Source organism: Vreelandella subterranea (genome assembly GCF_900111305.1).
Taxonomy (GTDB): domain Bacteria; phylum Pseudomonadota; class Gammaproteobacteria; order Pseudomonadales; family Halomonadaceae; genus Vreelandella; species Vreelandella subterranea.
In genome coordinates this window covers 119,214-138,535 of record NZ_FOGS01000009.1, presented here as the reverse complement: position 1 = coordinate 138,535, position 19,322 = coordinate 119,214, and the positions used below count along the sequence as shown (strand labels likewise).

The 19,322-nt window shown below is 58.0% G+C and carries 22 protein-coding genes and 2 tRNA genes; 7 read left to right on the top strand and 17 right to left on the bottom strand.

Annotated features, from left to right (window positions below; translation table 11 throughout):
* Positions 1-109: 109 nt before the first annotated feature.
* The gene (ppsR, locus tag BMX75_RS13865; protein WP_092828882.1) at positions 110-943 is read left to right on the top strand and encodes a posphoenolpyruvate synthetase regulatory kinase/phosphorylase PpsR; all 834 of its coding nucleotides are present in this window, start codon (positions 110-112) and stop codon (positions 941-943) included.
* Between the two features lie 12 nt (positions 944-955).
* Here ppsR and BMX75_RS13860 read toward each other — a convergent pair whose 3' ends face one another.
* From BMX75_RS13860 to BMX75_RS13845, 4 genes are read right to left on the bottom strand one after another with little or no spacing between them, the layout of a single operon-like run.
* On the bottom strand, positions 956-1,534 hold the full coding sequence (locus BMX75_RS13860) for a hypoxanthine-guanine phosphoribosyltransferase (protein WP_066315419.1): 579 nt from the start codon (positions 1,532-1,534) through the stop codon (positions 956-958).
* 31 nt (positions 1,535-1,565) lie between these two features.
* Positions 1,566-2,591, bottom strand: coding sequence for a beta-N-acetylhexosaminidase (gene nagZ, locus BMX75_RS13855; RefSeq protein ID WP_092828880.1), 1,026 nt, complete (start codon positions 2,589-2,591; stop codon positions 1,566-1,568).
* Positions 2,592-2,650: 59 nt separating this feature from the next.
* Positions 2,651-3,175 (bottom strand): L,D-transpeptidase, encoded by a 525-nt coding sequence (locus tag BMX75_RS13850; RefSeq protein WP_092828878.1) that lies wholly within the window; start codon positions 3,173-3,175, stop codon positions 2,651-2,653.
* On the bottom strand, positions 3,153-3,830 hold the full coding sequence (locus tag BMX75_RS13845) for a TetR/AcrR family transcriptional regulator (protein ID WP_092828876.1): 678 nt from the start codon (positions 3,828-3,830) through the stop codon (positions 3,153-3,155). Before BMX75_RS13845 ends, BMX75_RS13850 begins: the two co-directional genes overlap by 23 nt.
* Before the next feature lie 297 nt (positions 3,831-4,127).
* Between BMX75_RS13845 and lexA the strand changes: the two genes are divergently transcribed.
* Complete coding sequence (gene lexA / locus BMX75_RS13840) at positions 4,128-4,787, top strand: transcriptional repressor LexA (protein ID WP_066315408.1); 660 nt, start codon at positions 4,128-4,130, stop codon at positions 4,785-4,787.
* Here lexA and purU read toward each other — a convergent pair.
* The gene (gene purU / locus BMX75_RS13835) at positions 4,784-5,638 is read right to left on the bottom strand and encodes a formyltetrahydrofolate deformylase (protein ID WP_092828874.1); all 855 of its coding nucleotides are present in this window, start codon (positions 5,636-5,638) and stop codon (positions 4,784-4,786) included. The genes lexA and purU overlap by 4 nt on opposite strands.
* A 273-nt stretch (positions 5,639-5,911) precedes the next feature.
* Between purU and BMX75_RS13830 the strand changes: the two genes are divergently transcribed.
* Positions 5,912-7,507 carry a ribonuclease J gene (locus BMX75_RS13830; RefSeq protein ID WP_092828873.1) on the top strand — a complete coding sequence of 532 codons (1,596 nt, stop codon included), beginning with the start codon at positions 5,912-5,914 and terminating at the stop codon, positions 7,505-7,507.
* A 28-nt stretch (positions 7,508-7,535) separates the two neighbouring features.
* Here BMX75_RS13830 and moaE read toward each other — a convergent pair whose 3' ends face one another.
* The 10 genes from moaE to BMX75_RS13780 all read right to left on the bottom strand — a co-directional run bounded on the left by moaE (position 7,536) and on the right by BMX75_RS13780 (position 15,352).
* Entirely contained in the window at positions 7,536-7,988 is a 453-nt protein-coding gene (gene moaE / locus BMX75_RS13825) for a molybdopterin synthase catalytic subunit MoaE (protein ID WP_092828871.1), read from the bottom strand.
* Between the two features lie 2 nt (positions 7,989-7,990).
* Positions 7,991-8,797 (bottom strand): cyclic pyranopterin monophosphate synthase MoaC, encoded by an 807-nt coding sequence (moaC, locus tag BMX75_RS13820; protein ID WP_066315400.1) that lies wholly within the window; start codon positions 8,795-8,797, stop codon positions 7,991-7,993.
* 4 nt (positions 8,798-8,801) lie between these two features.
* Positions 8,802-9,365 (bottom strand): molybdopterin-guanine dinucleotide biosynthesis protein B, encoded by a 564-nt coding sequence (gene mobB / locus BMX75_RS13815; RefSeq protein ID WP_092828869.1) that lies wholly within the window; start codon positions 9,363-9,365, stop codon positions 8,802-8,804.
* Between the two features lie 27 nt (positions 9,366-9,392).
* A complete protein-coding gene (locus BMX75_RS13810; RefSeq protein WP_092828867.1) occupies positions 9,393-10,640 on the bottom strand; it encodes a uracil-xanthine permease family protein in 1,248 nt (415 codons plus the stop codon).
* Positions 10,641-10,729: 89 nt separating this feature from the next.
* Positions 10,730-11,359, bottom strand: a complete 630-nt coding sequence (gene upp / locus BMX75_RS13805) for a uracil phosphoribosyltransferase (RefSeq protein ID WP_092828865.1) — start codon at positions 11,357-11,359, stop codon at positions 10,730-10,732.
* Positions 11,360-11,450: 91 nt separating this feature from the next.
* Positions 11,451-12,134, bottom strand: a complete 684-nt coding sequence (gene ung / locus BMX75_RS13800) for a uracil-DNA glycosylase (RefSeq protein ID WP_175474742.1) — start codon at positions 12,132-12,134, stop codon at positions 11,451-11,453.
* Between the two features lie 2 nt (positions 12,135-12,136).
* Complete coding sequence (gene gpt / locus BMX75_RS13795) at positions 12,137-12,616, bottom strand: xanthine phosphoribosyltransferase (protein WP_092828861.1); 480 nt, start codon at positions 12,614-12,616, stop codon at positions 12,137-12,139.
* 7 nt (positions 12,617-12,623) lie between these two features.
* A complete protein-coding gene (locus BMX75_RS13790) occupies positions 12,624-13,169 on the bottom strand; it encodes an adenine phosphoribosyltransferase (RefSeq protein ID WP_089706872.1) in 546 nt (181 codons plus the stop codon).
* A 30-nt stretch (positions 13,170-13,199) separates the two neighbouring features.
* Positions 13,200-14,498, bottom strand: a complete 1,299-nt coding sequence (locus BMX75_RS13785; RefSeq protein ID WP_092828859.1) for an NCS2 family permease — start codon at positions 14,496-14,498, stop codon at positions 13,200-13,202.
* A 224-nt stretch (positions 14,499-14,722) separates the two neighbouring features.
* Entirely contained in the window at positions 14,723-15,352 is a 630-nt protein-coding gene (locus BMX75_RS13780; RefSeq protein ID WP_092828857.1) for a riboflavin synthase subunit alpha, read from the bottom strand.
* 434 nt (positions 15,353-15,786) lie between these two features.
* On the opposite strand from BMX75_RS13780, the gene BMX75_RS13775 reads away from it, so the two are divergent.
* The 4 genes from BMX75_RS13775 (at position 15,787) to BMX75_RS13760 (ending at position 18,914) form a co-directional block, all read left to right on the top strand.
* Complete coding sequence (locus tag BMX75_RS13775; RefSeq protein WP_092828855.1) at positions 15,787-16,830, top strand: methionine ABC transporter ATP-binding protein; 1,044 nt, start codon at positions 15,787-15,789, stop codon at positions 16,828-16,830.
* Positions 16,811-17,464 (top strand): methionine ABC transporter permease, encoded by a 654-nt coding sequence (locus BMX75_RS13770; RefSeq protein WP_092828853.1) that lies wholly within the window; start codon positions 16,811-16,813, stop codon positions 17,462-17,464. The genes BMX75_RS13775 and BMX75_RS13770 overlap by 20 nt, the downstream gene beginning before the upstream one ends.
* A gap of 93 nt (positions 17,465-17,557) precedes the next feature.
* Positions 17,558-18,343 carry a MetQ/NlpA family ABC transporter substrate-binding protein gene (locus BMX75_RS13765; protein ID WP_092828851.1) on the top strand — a complete coding sequence of 262 codons (786 nt, stop codon included), beginning with the start codon at positions 17,558-17,560 and terminating at the stop codon, positions 18,341-18,343.
* A 91-nt stretch (positions 18,344-18,434) separates the two neighbouring features.
* A complete protein-coding gene (locus BMX75_RS13760) occupies positions 18,435-18,914 on the top strand; it encodes a GAF domain-containing protein (protein ID WP_245748557.1) in 480 nt (159 codons plus the stop codon).
* 104 nt (positions 18,915-19,018) lie between these two features.
* Here BMX75_RS13760 and BMX75_RS13755 read toward each other — a convergent pair.
* Together BMX75_RS13755 and BMX75_RS13750 are read right to left on the bottom strand one after the other, a co-directional pair.
* Positions 19,019-19,095, bottom strand: a tRNA-Val gene (locus tag BMX75_RS13755).
* Between the two features lie 42 nt (positions 19,096-19,137).
* A tRNA-Val gene (locus BMX75_RS13750) sits at positions 19,138-19,214 on the bottom strand.
* Positions 19,215-19,322: the final 108 nt, after the last annotated feature.

Sequence of the window (19,322 nt, the reverse complement as noted above, 5' to 3'; positions counted from 1 at the left end):
TTACAACAGGCGGCCTTTTTGAACCTTTGTTGTAGTCGCGACTCGAGCACCGTTGTGCCGGACGTCATCCCGACCCACAATAGGCACAACGTTCAGGAGAGCAAACACCATGCAGCGCACGGCATTTTTCATTTCGGATGGGACGGGCATTACCGCAGAGAGCCTGGGAAGAAGCCTGTTGGCCCAGTTCAGCGATGTCGAGATCAACATGCAGACCAAGCCCTATATCGACACCGTGGACAAAGCCCAGGCCCTGGCCGAGATCATCGATGCGACGGCCGTTCGGGACGGCCAACGGCCGATCATCATCGACACCATTGTCGATCAGCAAATTCGCGACGTGATTCGCAAGGCCGCCGGCTTCAAGGTGGATATCTTCTCCACCTTTCTGGAACCGCTCGAACAGGAGCTCGCGACCCATTCCTCCTACAGCGTGGGGCGAACGCACTCGATTGGCAGCGACGACGTTTACATGGACCGCATCCACTCGGTGCACTTCGCGCTGGACAACGACGATGGCGCACGCACCCACCAGTACGATAAAGCCGACATTATACTGGTCGGGGTATCGCGCTGCGGCAAAACCCCCACGTCGCTCTATCTGGCGCTTCAATTTGGCATTCGCGCCGCCAACTACCCCCTCACGGAAGACGACCTGGACGAAGACGGCATGCTGAAATTGCCCCGGGTTCTTGCCCCCCATCGGCACAAGTTGTTTGGCCTGACAATCGACGCCAGGCGGCTGGCCGCCATTCGCAACGAACGCAGGCCCAACAGTCGCTACAGCTCCATGGACCAATGCATGCAGGAGATCGAGCAGGCCGAAGCATTATACCGCCGCCTGCACATCCCCTATATCGACGCCACGCGCTTCTCCGTGGAGGAAATATCCACCCGCATGATTGCTGAAACCGGGTTGGCGCGGCGCTTTTCACCCCGCTAGCGCCGCATGAGATCACATGCCCTTGGGCGCGAAGATGCCCGGGGCATTGCGCCAGTACCCCTTGTAATCCATACCAAAGCCAAATACGTACCGGTCGGCGACCTCCAGGCTACAGTAGTCAGCCTTCAGCCCGGGCACTGCCTTGCGATCGTGGCGCTTGTCGACCAGGACCGCCGTGGTAATGCTGGCGGCCTGCGCTTCCTGGCAATAGTTCAGAATGGCCGCCAGCGTCGTGCCTTCATCGAGGATGTCGTCGACGATAACGACATGCCGACCGGCCATGGGAATCTCCGGCGACACCCGCCAGAAAAGCTCTCCGCCACGGGTTTCGTTACGGTAGCGCGTGGCGTGCAGGTAGTCGACCTCAAGCGGAAAGCCCAACCGGGTCAAGAGGTGGCCTGTGGTGATCAAGCCGCCATTCATGACGCAATAAAAGACCGGTAGTTTATCGCCCAGATCCGCGCTGATCTGCTCAGCCATTCGGTCCAGCGCCTGCTCCACCTGCTGCTGGGAAATCAAGCAGTCTGCGTTGTCCATGAGCTCGCGCATGGTGTCGAGGGATGCGAGCGCTTCTTTGTCTAGCTTTGCCATTGAAGTTCCAGCCTACTTGGTAAAACGATCGTTAACTGCTGAGTGAATGAGCGGCCATGGCCTCTAGCTGGGCATGCGTACGCCGCCAGCGGCTGAGCGCCGATAGCGCATCCAGATCGGGACGCGCGCGTTTGTAGCGTAGCTTGCCGGGCCTGGAAGACTGAGGGGTTGGAACGGCGTCTACGACCTCAAGCGCCGCCTCGCGATCATTGCATACCAGCAACATATCGCAGCCCGCGGCAAGCGCAGCCGCTGCGCGTTCGCGGGGCCCACCAGCCTCATGGGCACCCGCCATGCTCAAATCGTCGGAAAAGATACAGCCTTTAAATCCCAGCGACTGACGCAGCATCCCCAGCCAACTGGGTGAAAAGCCGGCGGGTCGCTTGTCAAATGCCGAGTAAACAATATGCGCTGGCATGACACCATCAAGCTTTTTGGCCAGGGCGCTGAAAGGCACCAGGTCCTGCTGTTTGAGCGTCTCGAAAGGCCGATCATCAACGGGCAAGGCGAGATGCGAATCGCCCGCCACGCCGCCATGACCGGGAAAATGCTTGCCGATCGCTGCCATACCGGCCTCATGTAGCCCGGCCACCAGCGCGCCACCCAGTTCAGTGACTTGCGCGGCCTCAGGGCCAAAGCTGCGGTCGCCAATCATGCTGTTCAAGCCACTATCGATATCCAGTACCGGAGCAAAGCTGATATCCAACCCGCAGGCGGCCATTTCCATGCCCAGGAGCCAACCGGTGTCCTGGGCAAGCCCCAGGGCCGCCGCACGATCCTGCTGGTAATAATCGCCCAGCCGGGCCATCGGTGGCAGGCGCGTCAGCCCTTGCTTGATACGCTGGACGCGACCGCCTTCCTGGTCCACTGCCAGCAACAGGTCGGGGCGAAGCTTACGCACCTGGCCGCACAGCTTTCTGACCTGATGGGCATCTTCGACATTGCGCCCAAACAGGATAACGCCACCCACCGCGGGGGCTTTCAGCAACTGCCTCTCTGCGGCGGTCAGCGTTGTCCCTTCAAGGTCCAACATGACCGAGCCCAAAGGATGTGTCATAGCGGGATGTCCAAAAAAAGGCGCTAACTCTAGACGATGATTAGCGAGGAGTCCAACGATCAACGGCTGTCGTGTAACCAGACAGGCGTCCCTGGTACCGCATGTTCAAACAGCCAAAGAAGATCGGCATTACGCAGCCGTACGCAGCCATGGGAGGCGGGCTGCCCCATGGGCTGGTCCGGCGGCGTACCATGCAGATAAATATAGCGACGCTGGGAATCGACCTGACCACCGCGGTTTATCCCCGGTTCCAGGCCACACAGCCACAGAATGCGCGTCAGAATCCAGTCTCGCTCGGGAAACGCCGCCGCCAGCTCGGCGTTAAAGACTTCTCCCGTCCAGCGGCGCCCTTTAAAGACAGCATTTTCCGGGGCATCGGCGCCAATGGCGGCACGAATATAGTGCCAGCCCAGCGGCGTTTGCCCGCTTCCCTGCTGATTACCCAGGCCCTGGCGACCGGTGGAAATGTCGCACTCATGACGACACATATCGCCTTGCCAGGCGCGTAGCCGTTGCGAGTGGGCGTCGATTTCCAGCCACAGCCCCTCCCGGGGCGGCATGTCAATGAGCGACGGTGTCTGCATGGTGCTCAATGCCTTTCTCATCAGGTAACGGCGCGTTCATCGCCGCCACCACTACCGGCCGCAGGCGGCGAACCAGATCGCGGACCGACACATGCTGGTGGTAATCCTTTTCGGCAATATCGCGCAGCGCATCCAGCCCTGAAAGCGTAAAGATAACGGTACCCAGCATGAAGTGTAGCCGCCAGAAGCGCTCGGCGTCCGGCAGTTCCGGTGTCGCACGGCGAACCAACTCGGTGAAACGGCTGAACACATCGCCGTATTGCTGCTGGATATAACGGCGCAAATGACCCTGTGCCTGGCTGTATGCAAGCCCCAGCAAACGCATGAAGACTTTGAGGCTATTGCGTTCGGCAGGCACCGTCAGCACGGTTGTCGCCATGGTTTCGAGGAGCACTTCAAGGGGGATGTCACGACCCGCGTAGCGGGCTTCAAGCTCATCCAGGGCGCTATGAAAGCGTTGGGAAAACGGATCCAGATAGCGCGCAAACACCGCCTGGATGAGTGCTTTCTTGGATCCAAAGTGATAGTTCACCGCGGCAAGATTGACCCGTGCCTTGCTGGTAATGTTGCGTAAAGAGGTTTCGGCAAAGCCGCGCTCGGCAAAAAGCACTTCAGCGGTATCCAGAATGCGCGTCACCGTATCCGATTGAGCCATGCTGCTCTCCATAAAACGGGCCAAAAAGCGGGCCATAAAAAACGGATGTTTTAAACAAACAAGGATACTACGTTATCGGTTGTTACCTCTCAACGTTTACCTGAGCACCTGCCCCGTCCCCATCGTGACCTCGCATCCCTATATACATCAATTTGTTAGCTGACTTACCTCAAAGATATACTGGACAGGAGAACATGCTGTATACTTAACCACATACTGTTAATTACGCACTGTTAACCACGTCGGATAGGTCAACAGAAACGCAGTCTTGCTCACTTATTCAATCTGGAGGCTGGTATGTCGCGGCCATTAACCGTTCGCCAACAAAATGTGTTCGACTTTATTGTCAAGACCATGGGTGAGCTCGGCTATCCGCCCACTCGGGCTGAAATAGCCAAGGCGCTGGGGTTCCGCTCACCCAATGCGGCAGAAGAGCATTTGCGCGCCCTCGAGCGCAAAGGTGTCATCCGCATTATTCGCAATACGTCTCGTGGCATACGCCTGCCCAACCAGGAGCCCCAGGAAACGCCAGACGCTCTGCCAGCCTCAGACGCTGCCAGCGGCCTACCAATTATTGGCGAAGTCGCAGCGGGGAGCCCCATTCTGGCCGCTGAGCACATCGATCGCTACTGCCCCCTGCCCGCCGACTACTTCACGCCCAGGGCCGATTACCTGCTGCGCGTACGCGGGCTGTCGATGCAGAACGTTGGCATTCTCGAAGGCGACCTGCTTGCCGTGCATCGTACCCAGCGCGTCCGCGATGGCCAGATTGTTGTCGCCCGCCTGGAAGACGAGGTAACCGTCAAGCGTTTCAAACGCGAGGGCCACCAGGTCACGCTCATTGCGGAAAACCCCGATTTCGATCCGATCAATATCGATTTACGTACCCAACCGCTCGATATTGAAGGGGTTGGGGTCGGCGTCATCCGCGGGGGCAATGGCCAGTCGCTCGGCTAGCTGAACACGATGGTTTTATTGCCGTGCACCAGCACGCGGTCTTCCAGGTGCCAGCGAAGGCCGCGAGCGAGAACGGCTTTTTCCACATCACGGCCAAAACGTACCAGATCGGTCGGCGTGTGACAGTGACTGACCCGGTGGATGTCCTGCTCGATGATGGGCCCTGCATCCAGTTCCTGCGTCACATAATGGCAGGTGGCACCTATCAGCTTGACGCCACGCTGATAAGCCTGGTGGTAAGGCTTGGCGCCAGCAAAAGACGGCAGAAAGCTGTGGTGGATATTGATTACCTGCCCCGCATAGCGTTCACACAACGCTGGCGGGAGGATCTGCATGTAGCGCGCCAGCACGATGCTATCGGCCCGGGCATCGTCAATATGCGCCTGCACCTGCTCAAAGGCCGTTGTCTTGTCCGCCGGATCCACCGGCACATGGTGATACGGAATTCCGTACCACTCGGTTAACGAACGCATGTCATCATGGTTGGAAATAACGCCCACGATATCGCAGTCCAGCTCCCCCACCTGCCAGCGGTAAAGCAGATCGACCAGGCAGTGGGATTCTCGTGAGACCATCAGAACAACACGCTGCCGTTTCCGGGTGTCGACCAGTGCCCACTGCATGTCGAACCGCTCCGCCACCGGCTCGAAGGCTGAACGTAACGCCTCTGCCGACATACCCAGCGAATCCGCCAATATTTCGTAGCGCATGAAAAAACGCCCGGTTTCCAGATCGGAATGCTGGCTGGCCTCGGTGATCGACCCGCCCTGATCCGCGATAAAACTCGAAACCTTCGCGACGATCCCCACCTGGTCCGGGCAGGACACCACCAGACGATAAAAATGCGACATAGTCATTACTCTTCAAAGTTGCCGTTCACAGTTGCCGGGCGGCGATGATCAGGCCGTCCATTGGCATTAAACAAACGTCTAGTGTACAGAATGCAGCGCCCGCAATCACCGCCCGCAACGGCAGTGATTGTTAGCCGCCCGCCCCATCCCGTATAGTTAACCAATTACTTTCTAGGCTTTATTACTCTGATGCATCCACCGCGCGTTCATATTCGTCCCCGTCGTCGCCCTCCCTTACGCCTCCTGCCGTTAGGCGGCTGCGGGGAAATTGGCATGAACCTGACGCTTTATGGATACGAAGACCACTGGGTCGCCGTGGATTGCGGCATGATGATCCGCCAGGACTTACCCAATGCGCCGTTGCAGGTGCCCAACCTGGAAACCCCCAAAGCCCTTGGCATTGCACCGCAAGCGCTCTACATCACCCACGGCCATGAAGACCACATTGGAGCGGTCGCCTGGCTCTGGCCCCACTGGCAGTGCCCCATCTATGCGACGCCGCTGGCGGCCGGCCTGCTGCGTCTTAAGTTTGCCGAACACCAACTAAGCAGCGCCGCCATTCACGTGGTCGAACCCGGTGAGGCATTGGAAAGCGGCCCCTTCACCCTGCGCTACCTGGCGGTTCCGCACTCGATACCCGAGAGCTGCTCGCTGATGGTCATGGCAGGCCGCTACCGGGTATTGCATAGCGGGGACTGGAAGCTTGATCCTGAACCGATTATCGGCGCGCCGATCAATCAGGCGCAGTTCAAGGCATTGGCGCCGGTTGACCTGGTCGTGGGTGATTCCACCAACGCCCCTATCCCCGGCCACTCGGGCAGCGAAGGCGATGTCGCAAGAGCGCTTGTTGAAACACTCGCTGGCTGCGAAGGGCGCGTCATTGTTTCCTGCTTCGCCAGTAATCTGGCACGCGTGTTGGCGATTGGCCGCGCAGCTTACCAGTGTGGACGGCGCATCAGCCTGATGGGGCGCTCAATGGAGCGCATGGTGGGTGTCGCACGCGGCCTCGGCTATCTGGACGATTTTCCCGCCGTGGTGCCCGCTCATGATCTGGGGTATTTGCCGCCGGATGAAGTCGTGGTCATTGCCACCGGCAGCCAAGGCGAGCCGCGCGCCGCCCTGCAGCGACTTGCCCAGGGGCGCCATCCTCACGTGGACTTACAGCCCGGTGACAACGTGATTTTTTCCGCAAAGGCCATTCCGGGTAACGAGCGACCCATCGAACAGTTGAAAAAGCGCCTACAGCAGTTGGGCGTCAAGCTATTCGATGAGTTCAGTCACCCGCAGCTTCACGCGACCGGGCATCCGGCACAGGACGAAATCACCCGCTTTTATGAATGGCTGACGCCAAGCCACCTGTTGCCGGTTCATGGTGAGAGCCTTCATCAACAGGCCCACCAGCAGCTGGCGGCGTCGCTGGGCATTCAAGCGCCCTTGGCACCGGTCAATGGCGACTTGATCCGCTTCGATCAGCAAGGGCTGCATCACGAGCAGCACTACCCGCAACCGCCGTGCATCGTCAGTCAGAACAGCGTGGTGCCCCACCCTGGACTGGAGAGTGAAAACAGCACCCTCCCTCGACGGGGCAGCCTCTATCTGGCGCTACCGGTGACGGCCACCCAGACCGGATGGACGCGCGTCGGGCGGTTGATGCTGGATAATACCAGTGCCAGTTCTTTCGACGAAGACAGCTTCAGTGAATGGCTGGATGATCAGCTTGCCGAACTCCATGCAGATACCCTGGCGGACCTGCGGCTGGGCCTCCAGCCCCGCCTGATTGCCTGGCTGGCAGAACGGCTACAGCATTTACCTGAAGTTCATCTGCAGATCATGGCCAGCGAGCTGCCAGCGACGATGGCTGACGAATAGCCTCCCCACGCCCGCCAATGCCAGAGGGTTACCAGCGGGCGGCATCCTCGATATCCGAATGGCGTTCCTTGACCCAGTAATCCCCGTGGCGACCATGCTCTTTCTTCCAGAACGGTGCCCGGGTCTTGAGCCAGTCCATGATGAAATCGCAGGCTTCGAAGGCTTCGCGACGATGGGCACTCGCCACCACCACTCTGACGATGGCATCGCCGGGACGCATGTGGCCGACACGATGAATAATCGTGACGGCGCTTAGCGTCCAGCGCTCCCCCGCCTCTTCCGCAATACGCTGCAAGGTTGACTCGGTCATGCCTGGATAATGTTCAAGGGTTAACCCAGTGACATCGGGCGTTTCGTTGAAATCACGCACCAGGCCGGTAAAGCTAACGACACCGCCAATATCCGTGCGGCCCGCAATACTGGCCTCATAGCCATAGGCCATGTCGAAAGGTGCCTCTTGAACGCGAATGGTAATGTCCATGTCTAGCCCCCGGTGACCGGCGGAAAGAAAGCAACCTCGTCATCGTCGGTAATTCGCGCGTCATCATTGGCCATGACCTGGTTGATGGCGCATAGCGTACGCTGGTCCTGCAACAGCTGAAAACGTTCGTCCTGAGCCGCCAGCGCTACCTTGAGGCCCGCGATATCGCGACTTTCGAGTTGATCGAAAGTCACCACCCGCTCGTTTTCACCCAGCTGCTCGCGCAGCTCGGCAAGAAACTTGACCAGCACGCAGGGCGAATGACAGCGCCCTCCCAGGCTCACTTCGCCCGCCGCCCCCTGGCCTGTCACGATCGGCGTCGCCGGTTCAGGTGCCATTTCGCGCTGGTACTCGCCCCGCTGACCGCCGCGCTTGCTGTCCAGCTGTACCGCGTCGATACGCATGGTTTTGTCGACCGCCTTGCACATATCGTAAAGCGTTAGACAGGCCACGGAGACAGCCGTCAAGGCTTCCATTTCGACCCCCGTGCGGCCATTCAGGCGGCAGTTCGCGGTCACATGGACACAGCTTTCATCGGGGTCGACATCAAATTCTATGGCCACTTTGGAAAGTGCCAGCGAGTGGCACAGCGGGATCAATTCATGGGTGCGCTTTGCCGCCTGGATGCCCGCGATACGGGCGGTGGCCAACACATCACCCTTGGGTAAAGCCCCCTCGCTCAACTGCTTCAGGGTAGCGGGTTGCATCACAATACGCCCGGAAGCCACCGCTTCCCGGCGCGTTTCCTGTTTATCTGCAACATCCACCATGCGGGCTTCGCCGCGGCTATTGAGATGCGTTAACTGCATGGAGTCACCTATCAGTGCGTGAAACATCATCGAGCCGTTGGCCCGCCATCCAACCGATTATCCAGCGTGTAATCGCGTCGATATCATCAAGTGCCAGTTGCGTCGTTGCGGTCGGCAGCGCGACGGGAGGCTCCCCCTGAAGCGCGACGGCTTCGACACCCTGGCTATGCAGAATTTCCGCATCGCCGATCCCCTCACGATAAAGCACCAGCTTGGCCAGGGGCCAGGCCTTGAAGCCTTCAACCAGCACCAGGTCAGGCTTATGCACGGCTACCATTGCCAGCAACTGATTCAGGTCCGGCTCTTCGCCGTCTGGCGTTTCCTGCATCAGCGCCAGGCGTTGGCGCGATGCAATCAGCATGGGGGCTGCGCCTGCACTACGTAGCTTATAGCTATCTTTTCCCGGCTGATCGATATCAAACCGATGATGGGCGTGCTTGATCACCGCCACCTGGATACCCTCTGCCCGCAGCCGAGGTAACAACTGCTCCAGCAGCGTCGTCTTCCCCGTCCCGCTCCAGGCCGCAATTCCCAGCACGGGAAAGGGTAGCGATGGATCTAACGGCATAAGCGCTTGGCTCCCAATGAAAAAAGGTTAATGGGTGTGATCAGCTTCATCTGCTGGCTCGTCCGGCAACGCCCAGTTCAACACGATACCCACAAGCGCCGCCAGGCTCACGCCTTGCAGCGTAAACTGACCATTGCCCACCTGCATGCCGCCGATACCAAAGACAAGGATCAACGACACAACGACCAGATTGCGTGGCGCGGTCAACGAATGCCCTGCCCTGACCAGCGTGTTCATGCCCACGACCGCAATGGAGCCAAACAGCAGGGTCATGATTCCCCCCATGACAGGGCCGGGGATGGTTTGCAGCAGCGCCCCCAGCTTGGCGATAAACGCCAGCGATATGGCCAGCACCGCGGCCACCACCATATAGTGAGGATTGAACGCCCGGGTCAGCGTAACGGCCCCGGTCACCTCTGAATAGGTGGTGTTAGGCGGGCCGCCGAATAATGCAGCCGCTGTCGTCGCCAGACCATCGCCCAGCAAGGTTCTGTGCAGCCCCGGCTTCTCCAGGTAGTTACGCCGGGTCACCGAACCGATGGCCACCATATCACCAATATGCTCCACCGCCGGGGCAATGGCGACAGGAATCATAAACAGAATCGCCGCCCAGTGAAAACTCGGGGCGGTAAACGCGGGTATCGCCAGCCAGCCAGCATCATGCACCGGTGTGAAGTCGACCAGCCCCATCAGCAACGCCAGGCAATAACCCACGACAATACCGCCCATGATGGGAATCAACCGCAGCAAACCCCGGCCAAACACGGCCAATATCAGGGTTACCAGCAAGCTTGCCATTGACAGGAAAAGCGCCGCGCCGTACCCGATGTGGTCACTGGTTTCACCCGTCGCCATATCCACCGCCACCGGCGCCAGGGCAAGGCCAATGACCATGATCACCGGGCCGACCACCACCGGTGGCAACAGTCGATGAAGCCAGCCGGTACCCTTGACGCGCACCGCCGCCGAGATCGCCACGTAGACCAGGCCAGCCGCCATCAAGCCACCAAGCGTTGCTGACACCCCGAAGCTGGCAATCGAGCCCTGAATCGGCGCGATAAAGGCAAACGAAGAGGCCAGGAAGACCGGCACCGTCACGCGGGTCACCGTATGAAACAGCAGTGTGCCTATCCCGGCGGTAAACAATGCAACGCTTGGATCAAGCCCGGTCAATAGCGGCACCAGAACCAGAGCACCAAACGCCACGAATAGCATTTGCGCCCCGGTCAGCAACACGCGAGGCCAGGATGCAGACTGGCTAGGCGTATCATTCATTATGCAAACTCCTCACAGGTCTTTGGGGTAGTGCTGGGCAAAAAAAGGCCCCTAACGCAAAACGCCAGGGGCCGCTGAATCATCAATTCTTATCGGGTGCCGAAAATCTTGTCACCCGCATCGCCAAGACCCGGAACGATATAACCGTTATCGTCCAGTCGCTCATCCACCGATGCTGTATAAATTTCGATATCCGGGTAGGCGTCCTGGACTCGCCTGATGCCTTCGGGCGCTGCCACCAAAACGATCACCTTCATATGCTCGCAGCCACGCTCACGCAGCATGTCCAATGTCGCGACCATCGAGCCACCGGTGGCCAACATGGGGTCAATGACGATGGCCATACGTTCTTCGATATCGTTGGCGAACTTGGCGAAGTAGGGTACCGGCTCCAGCGTTTCTTCATCGCGGTATAACCCGACAACGCTCACCCGTGCGCTGGGGATCAGGTCAGTAACCCCCTCCAGCATGCCAAGCCCGGCACGCAGAATCGGCACCACCGTTACCTTCTTGCCTTTCAGGCGTCGTGTCTCAATCGGCTCGCCATTCCACCCCTCAATGGTATGATCTTCGAGCTCAAGTCCCTTCGTTGCTTCATACGTCAACAGCTTGGCCACTTCCCCCGCCAACTCACGAAAGCTCTTGGTACTTAAATCCATTTCGCGCATCAGTCCCAGTTTATGCTGAACAAGCGGATGATTAATGGCGTGGACACTCATGGGACTTCCTCACAGCAGGTGGTTATGGGCAACACGGGTGATCATAAACTTGCAAAATCGGGCGGTATTCTACCCGTAAGCCATCACCAGGTTAAGGGGTGGCGGGTAATTGCCAATCAACAGGTGCGCGCCCCTGCGCTTCAAGAAACTGGTTGGCCCGGGAGAAATGGCGAGTACCAAAAAAGCCGCGGTGGGCGGACAACGGCGAGGGATGTGGCGCTTCCAACACCAGGTGACGCTGGGTGTCTATCAAGGCTTTTTTCTGCCGGGCGTGGCTACCCCAGAGCAGAAAGACACTGGGCTGCGCATGGGCACTTACCGTCTTGATCGCGCTATCAGTGAAGGACTCCCAACCTTTGCCCCGGTGCGAGGCAGCGTTGCCCTTCTCGACCGTCAGCGAGGTATTGAGCAGCAAGACGCCCTGCTTCGCCCAGGCTTCCAGGTGCCCGTGGTTGACGGGCTCCGTGCCTAGATCGCTCGCCAACTCCTTGTAGATATTGACCAGCGACGGTGGAACCGGCACTCCCGGCTGGACGGAAAAGCATAGCCCGTGCGCCTGATTGGGGCCGTGATAAGGATCCTGCCCCAGAATCACCACCTTGACGTCACTGAGCGGCGTCAGTTCGAAGGCACGAAACCATTGCGATGAATGGGGATAAATGACTTTCTTGGCCGCTTTTTCATCGGCCAGAAAACGTTTCAGTGACTGCATGTAGTCGGCCTGAAACTCATCGCCAAGCCACTGATTCCAGTCTTCGGGAAGCGGGGTCGACATGATTATTTCTTCACTTGGTCCACCAGAGGTTCAACGTAGGCAACCCCCATATCCCAGGGGAACTGGATCCAGCAGTGCTGGGCCACTTCGGTGAGATACTGATCCACCAGGGGTCGACCTTCCGGCTTGGCATAAATGGTAACAAAGTGCGCCTTGGGCAACATCTCGCTTACCGCCCGCGCGGTCTTGCCGGTATCCACCAGGTCATCGACCAGCAGCCAACCCTCACCGTCGTGATCAACCCCTTTCAGGATATCCAGCCCGCCCTGATCCATATGGTCATAGCTCTTGATGCACACGGTATCGATCAGCCGGACATTCAGCTCGCGCGCGATCAAGGCGGCAGGAATGAGGCCACCGCGGGTAACCGCCACAATGCCTTTGAAGTCTCGCTCGACCAGCTGATGGCACAGCTGGCGGACATCGCGGTGAAGCTGATCCCAGGAGACGGTAAAGTGTTGATGGTAGCGTTCGCTGCTCATAAATTCGTTACTCGTCTTCTGTGAAAGAACAAACCGCGAAGACGCTGTAGCCCGCATCGCGAATTTTTTGCGATCCCCCAAGCTCTGGCAGGTCAATGATGGTGGCTGTTTCGACCACATGCCCACCGCTGCGCTGAATGAGGTTGGCCGCCGCCAGCATGGTGCCGCCCGTGGCAATCAGGTCGTCCATCAACAAGATACGGTCGTCTTTCTGGAACGCATCCGAGTGCAGTTCCACCTCTGAATGACCGTATTCAAGCGTGTAGGTTTCGCTGATGGTCTTGAACGGCAGCTTGCCTTTTTTGCGAACCGGGACAAAGCTGCAGCCCAACTCATAGGCCAGCGGGGCCCCGATAATAAAGCCCCGCGCATCAATCGACGCGATGGCATCCAGGTTCATTTCCTGGTAGCGGTGTACGAAGCTGTCAATCAGCTTGCGAAATGCCGCGCTGTTTTGCAGCAGCGGGGTAATGTCACGGAAATTGACCCCCTGCTCGGGCCAGTCAGGCACTGTGCGTATCACGGACTTGATGTAATCGCCGTAGATGCTCATCGCGTCTCTCATTGGATTAATAAAACCACGTTAGTCTAGAAACAGAAATTTCACCGCAAACAGCAGCGCCAGAATGATCACTGCTGGATTGAGGTCTTTGAAACGGCCCGACAGGGTTTTGATCGCTGCATAGCTGATAAACCCGAGAGCAATCCCCTCGGCAATCGAAAAGGTCAGCGGCATTGCCAGGGCGGCAATCAATACCGGCGCGGCGTCAGTAGGGTCTTCCCAGTTGGCATGTGCCAGGCTACCCGCCATCAGCACGGCCACGTAGAGCAGTGCTCCCGCGGTGGCGAAAGCGGGAATGGAGCCTGCCAACGGCGCAAAGAAAAGGCTGACCAGAAAGAGCACGGCCACCACGACCGCTGTCAAACCCGTTCGTCCACCCGATGCAATACCTGCCGTCGACTCAATATAGCTGGTCGTGGTCGAAGTCCCCAGGGCAGCACCGGCCATCGATGCCGTGCTGTCGGCCATCATGGCGCGACCGAGACGAGGCAGCTTGCCGTCTTTGTCCAGCAGCTTGCCCCGATGCGCAACCCCCACCAGCGTACCGGACGTATCGAACAGGTCGACGAACAGGAAAGCAAAAATAACGCTGAGCATGGCGACATCAAGCGCCCCCATCAGGTCCATTGCCATGAAGGTCGGTGCAATAGAAGGAGGCATGGACATGAGGCCACCGTATTCATTATGCCCAAGTACCATCGACGCAATGGTGATCCCCAGGATGCCGATCATGACGGCACCGGTGACTTTCAGGTACGACAGCGCCGTAATCACGAAAAAGCCCAACAGTGCATAAAGTGCCGCAGGCTCGGAAAGGTCCCCGAGGGCAACAAAAGTGGCGTCGTTGGCGACGACGATACCGGCGTTCTTCAGGGCAATCATGGCCAGGAAGAGGCCAATACCCGCGGCAATACCCAGGCGCAGTGAAAGCGGAATAGAGTTGATAATCCATTCACGGACCTTGAAAATACTTAGCAGGAAGAAACACAACCCAGAGAAGAACACGGCCCCAAGTGCCGCCTCCCAGGTATAGCCCATCCCGAGCACGACACCGTAGGTGAAGAACGCGTTGAGCCCCATGCCCGGCGCCTGAGCGATGGGATAGTTCGCCCACAACCCCATGACCAGACAGCCGATAGCGGCGGCAACGCAGGTGGCAACAAACACCGCACCATAGTCCATCCCGGCCTCAGAAAGGATGCTGGGATTGACGAAAATGATGTAGGCCATCGTCAGGAAGGTGGTTATCCCGGCAATGACTTCTGTTTTAACGTTGGTTTTGTGCTCAGTGAGCCCGAACTGCTTATCCAGAAAATTCATAGGTTTTTTTATCCTTCGCGTGAACGCTGAATGCACCCTGGCAGCGCGAAAAGCCGCACATATTACCGAAAGGTAACGCCTGATGCGAACACCTTGTGCAGTTGTCGAACGCGGGCCGGTGCCCGCCTGTTACTTCCCTTCCCTTCCCTTAACATAAGCAAACTTCAGGCCACCTTCTAACCAATCGGTCAGAAACGCAGCACCCCCCTGGGTAGCAGCAACCATCAGCGCATCTGGCTGGCCAGAACACGCTCAACCGTTTCAACAATCACCTGGGTCTGGGGATCGATTTCAATGTTGACCTGATCGCCTGGCAGACGCTCTCCCAGGACCGTGCGGTGCAGCGTCTCAGGGATCAGGTTAACGCTGAACTCGACACCTTCGCCCTCGACCGAAGGTCGCACATCGCCAATCGTCAGACTGATACCATCGACGCCGATATAGCCTTTCTCAAACACAAACCGCCCCACTGAAGCCGGTAACGCAAACCACAGCCGACGGTTGTTGGGCGCTTCATCAATGGCGATCACTTCCGCCATGCAAATCACGTGGCCTGACATCGAATGGCCGCCAATTTCATCGCCAAAGCGAGCCGCTCGCTCGATATTGACGTACTGCCCGACCTCGACTGCACCAAGATTGGTCAGTCGCAGCGTTTCGCGCATCAAGTCGAAGCTCACCCGGTCACCTGAAATGTCCGTGACCGTCAAACAGACACCGTTGTGCGCGACTGACGCGCCGGTTGCCAATCCCTCGCGCAATGTATCGGGCATTTTCACCACATGGGTACGAAACTTATCAAGCTCATGCACCTCTACGACCTCTACCTTGCCTTGCACGATGCCAGTAAACATAGCGCCCTCGCTTTAATTGATCCGCACGCAAGCTTACTACTGCACAAACCTGTTTGTGCACCCCAAAGGCATGCGCGGCCAGTCAACGTAACCCAGTATTCATGCCTGCAGAAAACCCAGGCCCCCAGGAAAGAGAAATTAACACTTTTAAAGCAGCAAAAATCAGTTAAAAAAATTATTAAATTGAACAGCGATATAAGATGTTATTCTTTTGGTTTGACATCGCCTGGCTAGCTCTCTAGACTTTCGCCGCAAATGTAAAGACGCCGATTTGTACCCAGATTGCGGGCGTCCGCCGAGTGAATGCTTGGTGAAGTGCAGCTAAAAGGGTGTGTCCAGCGTTGATGGCCACCCGAAAGGGTGGCCTTTTTTTATTCCCTCCCCTACGCTTGCGCGCTCACCTTCGTCTTCGGCCTATAGAAAAGGCAGACGCCATGATCGAACTGAATAATGTCAGCAAAACCTACGGCGCCGGCCACGACGCCGTTCACGCCCTCAAAGGCGTTAACCTGGCGATCCCCAAAGGCGCCATTCACGGTGTTATCGGCCTGTCCGGCGCGGGCAAGTCGACGCTCATTCGCTGCGTCAACCTGCTTGAGCGACCCACCCAGGGCACGGTGACCGTCGACGGGCAAGAGATCACCCGGTTGAGCAACACGGCGCTGAACCAGGCACGCCACCGCATCGGCATGATCTTCCAGCACTTCAACCTGCTCACCACGCGCAACGTCTTCGACAACGTAGCGCTGCCACTGGAGTTGATGGGTCAGCCCAGGCGAGATATCCGTGAGCGCGTAAGCCCACTGCTTGAAATGGTTGGCCTGTCCGACAAGGCGGATCAATTTCCGGCGCAGCTATCCGGCGGGCAGAAACAGCGCGTTGCGATTGCCCGGGCGCTGGCCAGCAACCCTCGCGTCCTGCTGTGCGATGAGGCCACTTCCGCACTGGACCCGCAGACGACCAGCTCGATTCTGGAGCTGCTGCGCGATATCAACCATCAGCTCGGCATCACCATTTTATTGATTACCCATGAAATGGAAGTGGTTAAATCGATCTGCCATCGCGTCGGCCTGATATCCAATGGCGAGCTGGTCGAGGACGCCGAAGTCGGCGATTTCTTCACCGCACCCCGCACGCAGTTGGGGCGCGACTTTCTCAACGATTTTCTGCAGTTGTCGCCCCCCAAGGAGTTGCTTGAACGCCTCAGTGACAACCTCGACGCCAACGCACACCCGGTCGTGCGGCTTACGTTTTCAGGGGATGCGGTATCCACGCCGCTCATTTCCCGCCTGGCACGGGATTGCGGCGTCGATGTGAGCATCCTGCAGGCCAAGGTGGAATCGATTCAGGAAAGAACGCTTGGCTTGATGATTGCCGAACTGCTGGGAACGTCTGAGCAGACGCAAGCCGCCATGGACTACTTGGCAGACCATCAATTACAGGTAGAGGTACTCGGCTATGTCCAGCGCAATGATTGAGCTTATTCTTCAGGCAACGCTCGATACCCTCTACATGGTCGGCATATCCGGGGTGATCTCGACGTTACTCGGGCTACCGCTGGGCGTGATGCTCTATGTAACGCGCCCCAGGCAGATTCTGGCCAAGCCCTTACTGAACCATGCCCTGGGCATCGTGACCAACATCGGCCGCTCCATCCCATTTATTATCCTGATGGTGGCGATCATTCCCTTCACGCGGATGCTGGTAGGCACCTCCATCGGCATCAATGCGGCGTCAGTGCCGTTGACCATTGCCGCGATTCCGTTCGTTGCCCGGCTGATAGAAGGCGCCCTCAATGAGCTCTCACCGGGCTTGATCGAGGCTGCCCAGGCCATGGGCGCAACCCCCTGGCAGATCATCACCAAGGTGCTTATCCCCGAAGCGCGGGGCGGCATTATTACCGGCCTTACCATCACACTGGTCACACTGGTCAGCTACTCCGCCATGGCAGGCGCTGTTGGCGGCGGCGGACTCGGTGACCTGGGTATCCGCTATGGCTATAACCGCTTCAACCCGACCATCATGCTGATTACCGTGGTCGTACTCGTCGTCATGGTACAGGGCTTCCAGAGCCTGGGGGATTACCTGGTGCGCAAAACCGACCGCAAATGACCGTATTGCTTTTCAGTGGGCATATAACGAAAAAGCATTAAAATTACCCTTATTATCACCATTCATCAAAACTGACACTCGACAGGAGTTGCCATGAAGACATTCGCCCTCGGCACCATTACCGCACTCGCACTGGCCGTTAGCGCCAGCGCTCAAGCCGCCAGCATCAAGATGGGCACCGTTGCCGGCCCTGAAACAGAAGTCATGGAAGTCGCTGCCCGAATTGCCAAGGAAGAGTACAACCTTGACGTCGAAATTATCGAGTTCACTGACTACGTAACGCCCAATGCGGCACTGGCAGATGGCAGCCTGGACGCCAACGCTTATCAGCACGAGCCCTACATGCAGTCCATGGTGAATGATCGTGGCTATGATTTCGCCATTGCAGGCTACACCTTCGTCTACCCCATCGGCGCATACTCAGAGAAGTACGACAGCGTTGACGAACTGCCCGAAGGTGCCCAGATTGCGCTGCCCAATGACCCGTCCAACGAAGGTCGCGCGCTGATCCTGATGCACAATGAAGGCCTCATCACGCTGAATGACCCCGAAAACCTCGAAGCAACACCCATCGATATCGTTGAGAACCCAAATAACTTTCGTTTCCGCGAAATCGAAGCTGCCCAGCTACCGCGGGTTTTGCCGGATGTCGACATGGCCTTCATCAACAACACCTTCGCCCAGCCCGCTGGCTTGAGCCTTGACGACGCGCTGATCAAGGAAGGTCCAGAATCGCCCTACGTCAACCTGATTGCCGTTCGCGGTGGCGATGAAGACCGCGAAGATATCCAGCAGCTGGTCAGCGCCTACCAGAGCCAAGAAGTGATCGAGAAAGCCGAAGAGCTCTTCGATGGCGCCGCCGTACCCGGCTGGGAATAACCCTCGCCCCAGCTAGACAAGAGACCAACGTGACCGGGCCGACAACTGTCGGCCCGGTGTCGTTATGAATATGCATAACCAGGGAGCCACCATGTCAGGTGATACCGTCAACTATGACCTCCTCGATCGCCAGCTCGCCGCCCTGCTGGACACCCGCGAATGGCTAACCAATAGCGCGCAGACCTGCGCCTTCATCATGCAGTCGCTACCCCACTTGAATTGGGTCGGCTTTTACTTGCAACGCTCACCCGAAATGCTTGCGCTGGGCCCTTTTCAGGGTAAGCCCGCCTGCCATCCCATTCCGTTCAGCAAGGGGGTCTGCGGTGCTGCCGCGCGAACGCGTGCCACCCAGCGCGTTGACGATGTTCACAGCGTTGCCGACCATATCGCCTGCGATATCGAGTCCCGGGCGGAACTGGTCGTGCCGATTGTCAACGATGATCAGCTATGGGGTGTGCTGGATATCGACAGCCCGCTGGAAGCACGCTTCAGTCATGAAGACCAAACCGGTATTGAAGCGTTGCTGACTACCTTTAAACGCCAAACCGACCTGCCTGCCTGGGATCACTGACGAACTAACGTCACTGACAACGCGCTACGCCCTCCCGCAACCCCCATCACCCAAAAACAAAAACGCCCCGTCATGAGGAAAATGACGGGGCGCAATCGGAAATCTGGTAGGACCAGGCGGATTTGAACCGCCGACCTCCACGATGTCAACGTGGCGCTCTAACCAACTGAGCTATGGTCCTGAAATGTGCCATTGCTACTTGGCCGTTTGATGCCAATCAAGATGGTAGGACCAGGCGGATTTGAACCGCCGACCTCCACGATGTCAACGTGGCGCTCTAACCAACTGAGCTATGGTCCTGCCGAGCAACGGATGCGTATTTTACGTTTCCGCCACTGAATTGCAAGCTATTTATCGACTTAGCTGAACGTTGCTCTTTATCATCGGCCAGCTAAGGACACGGCAATT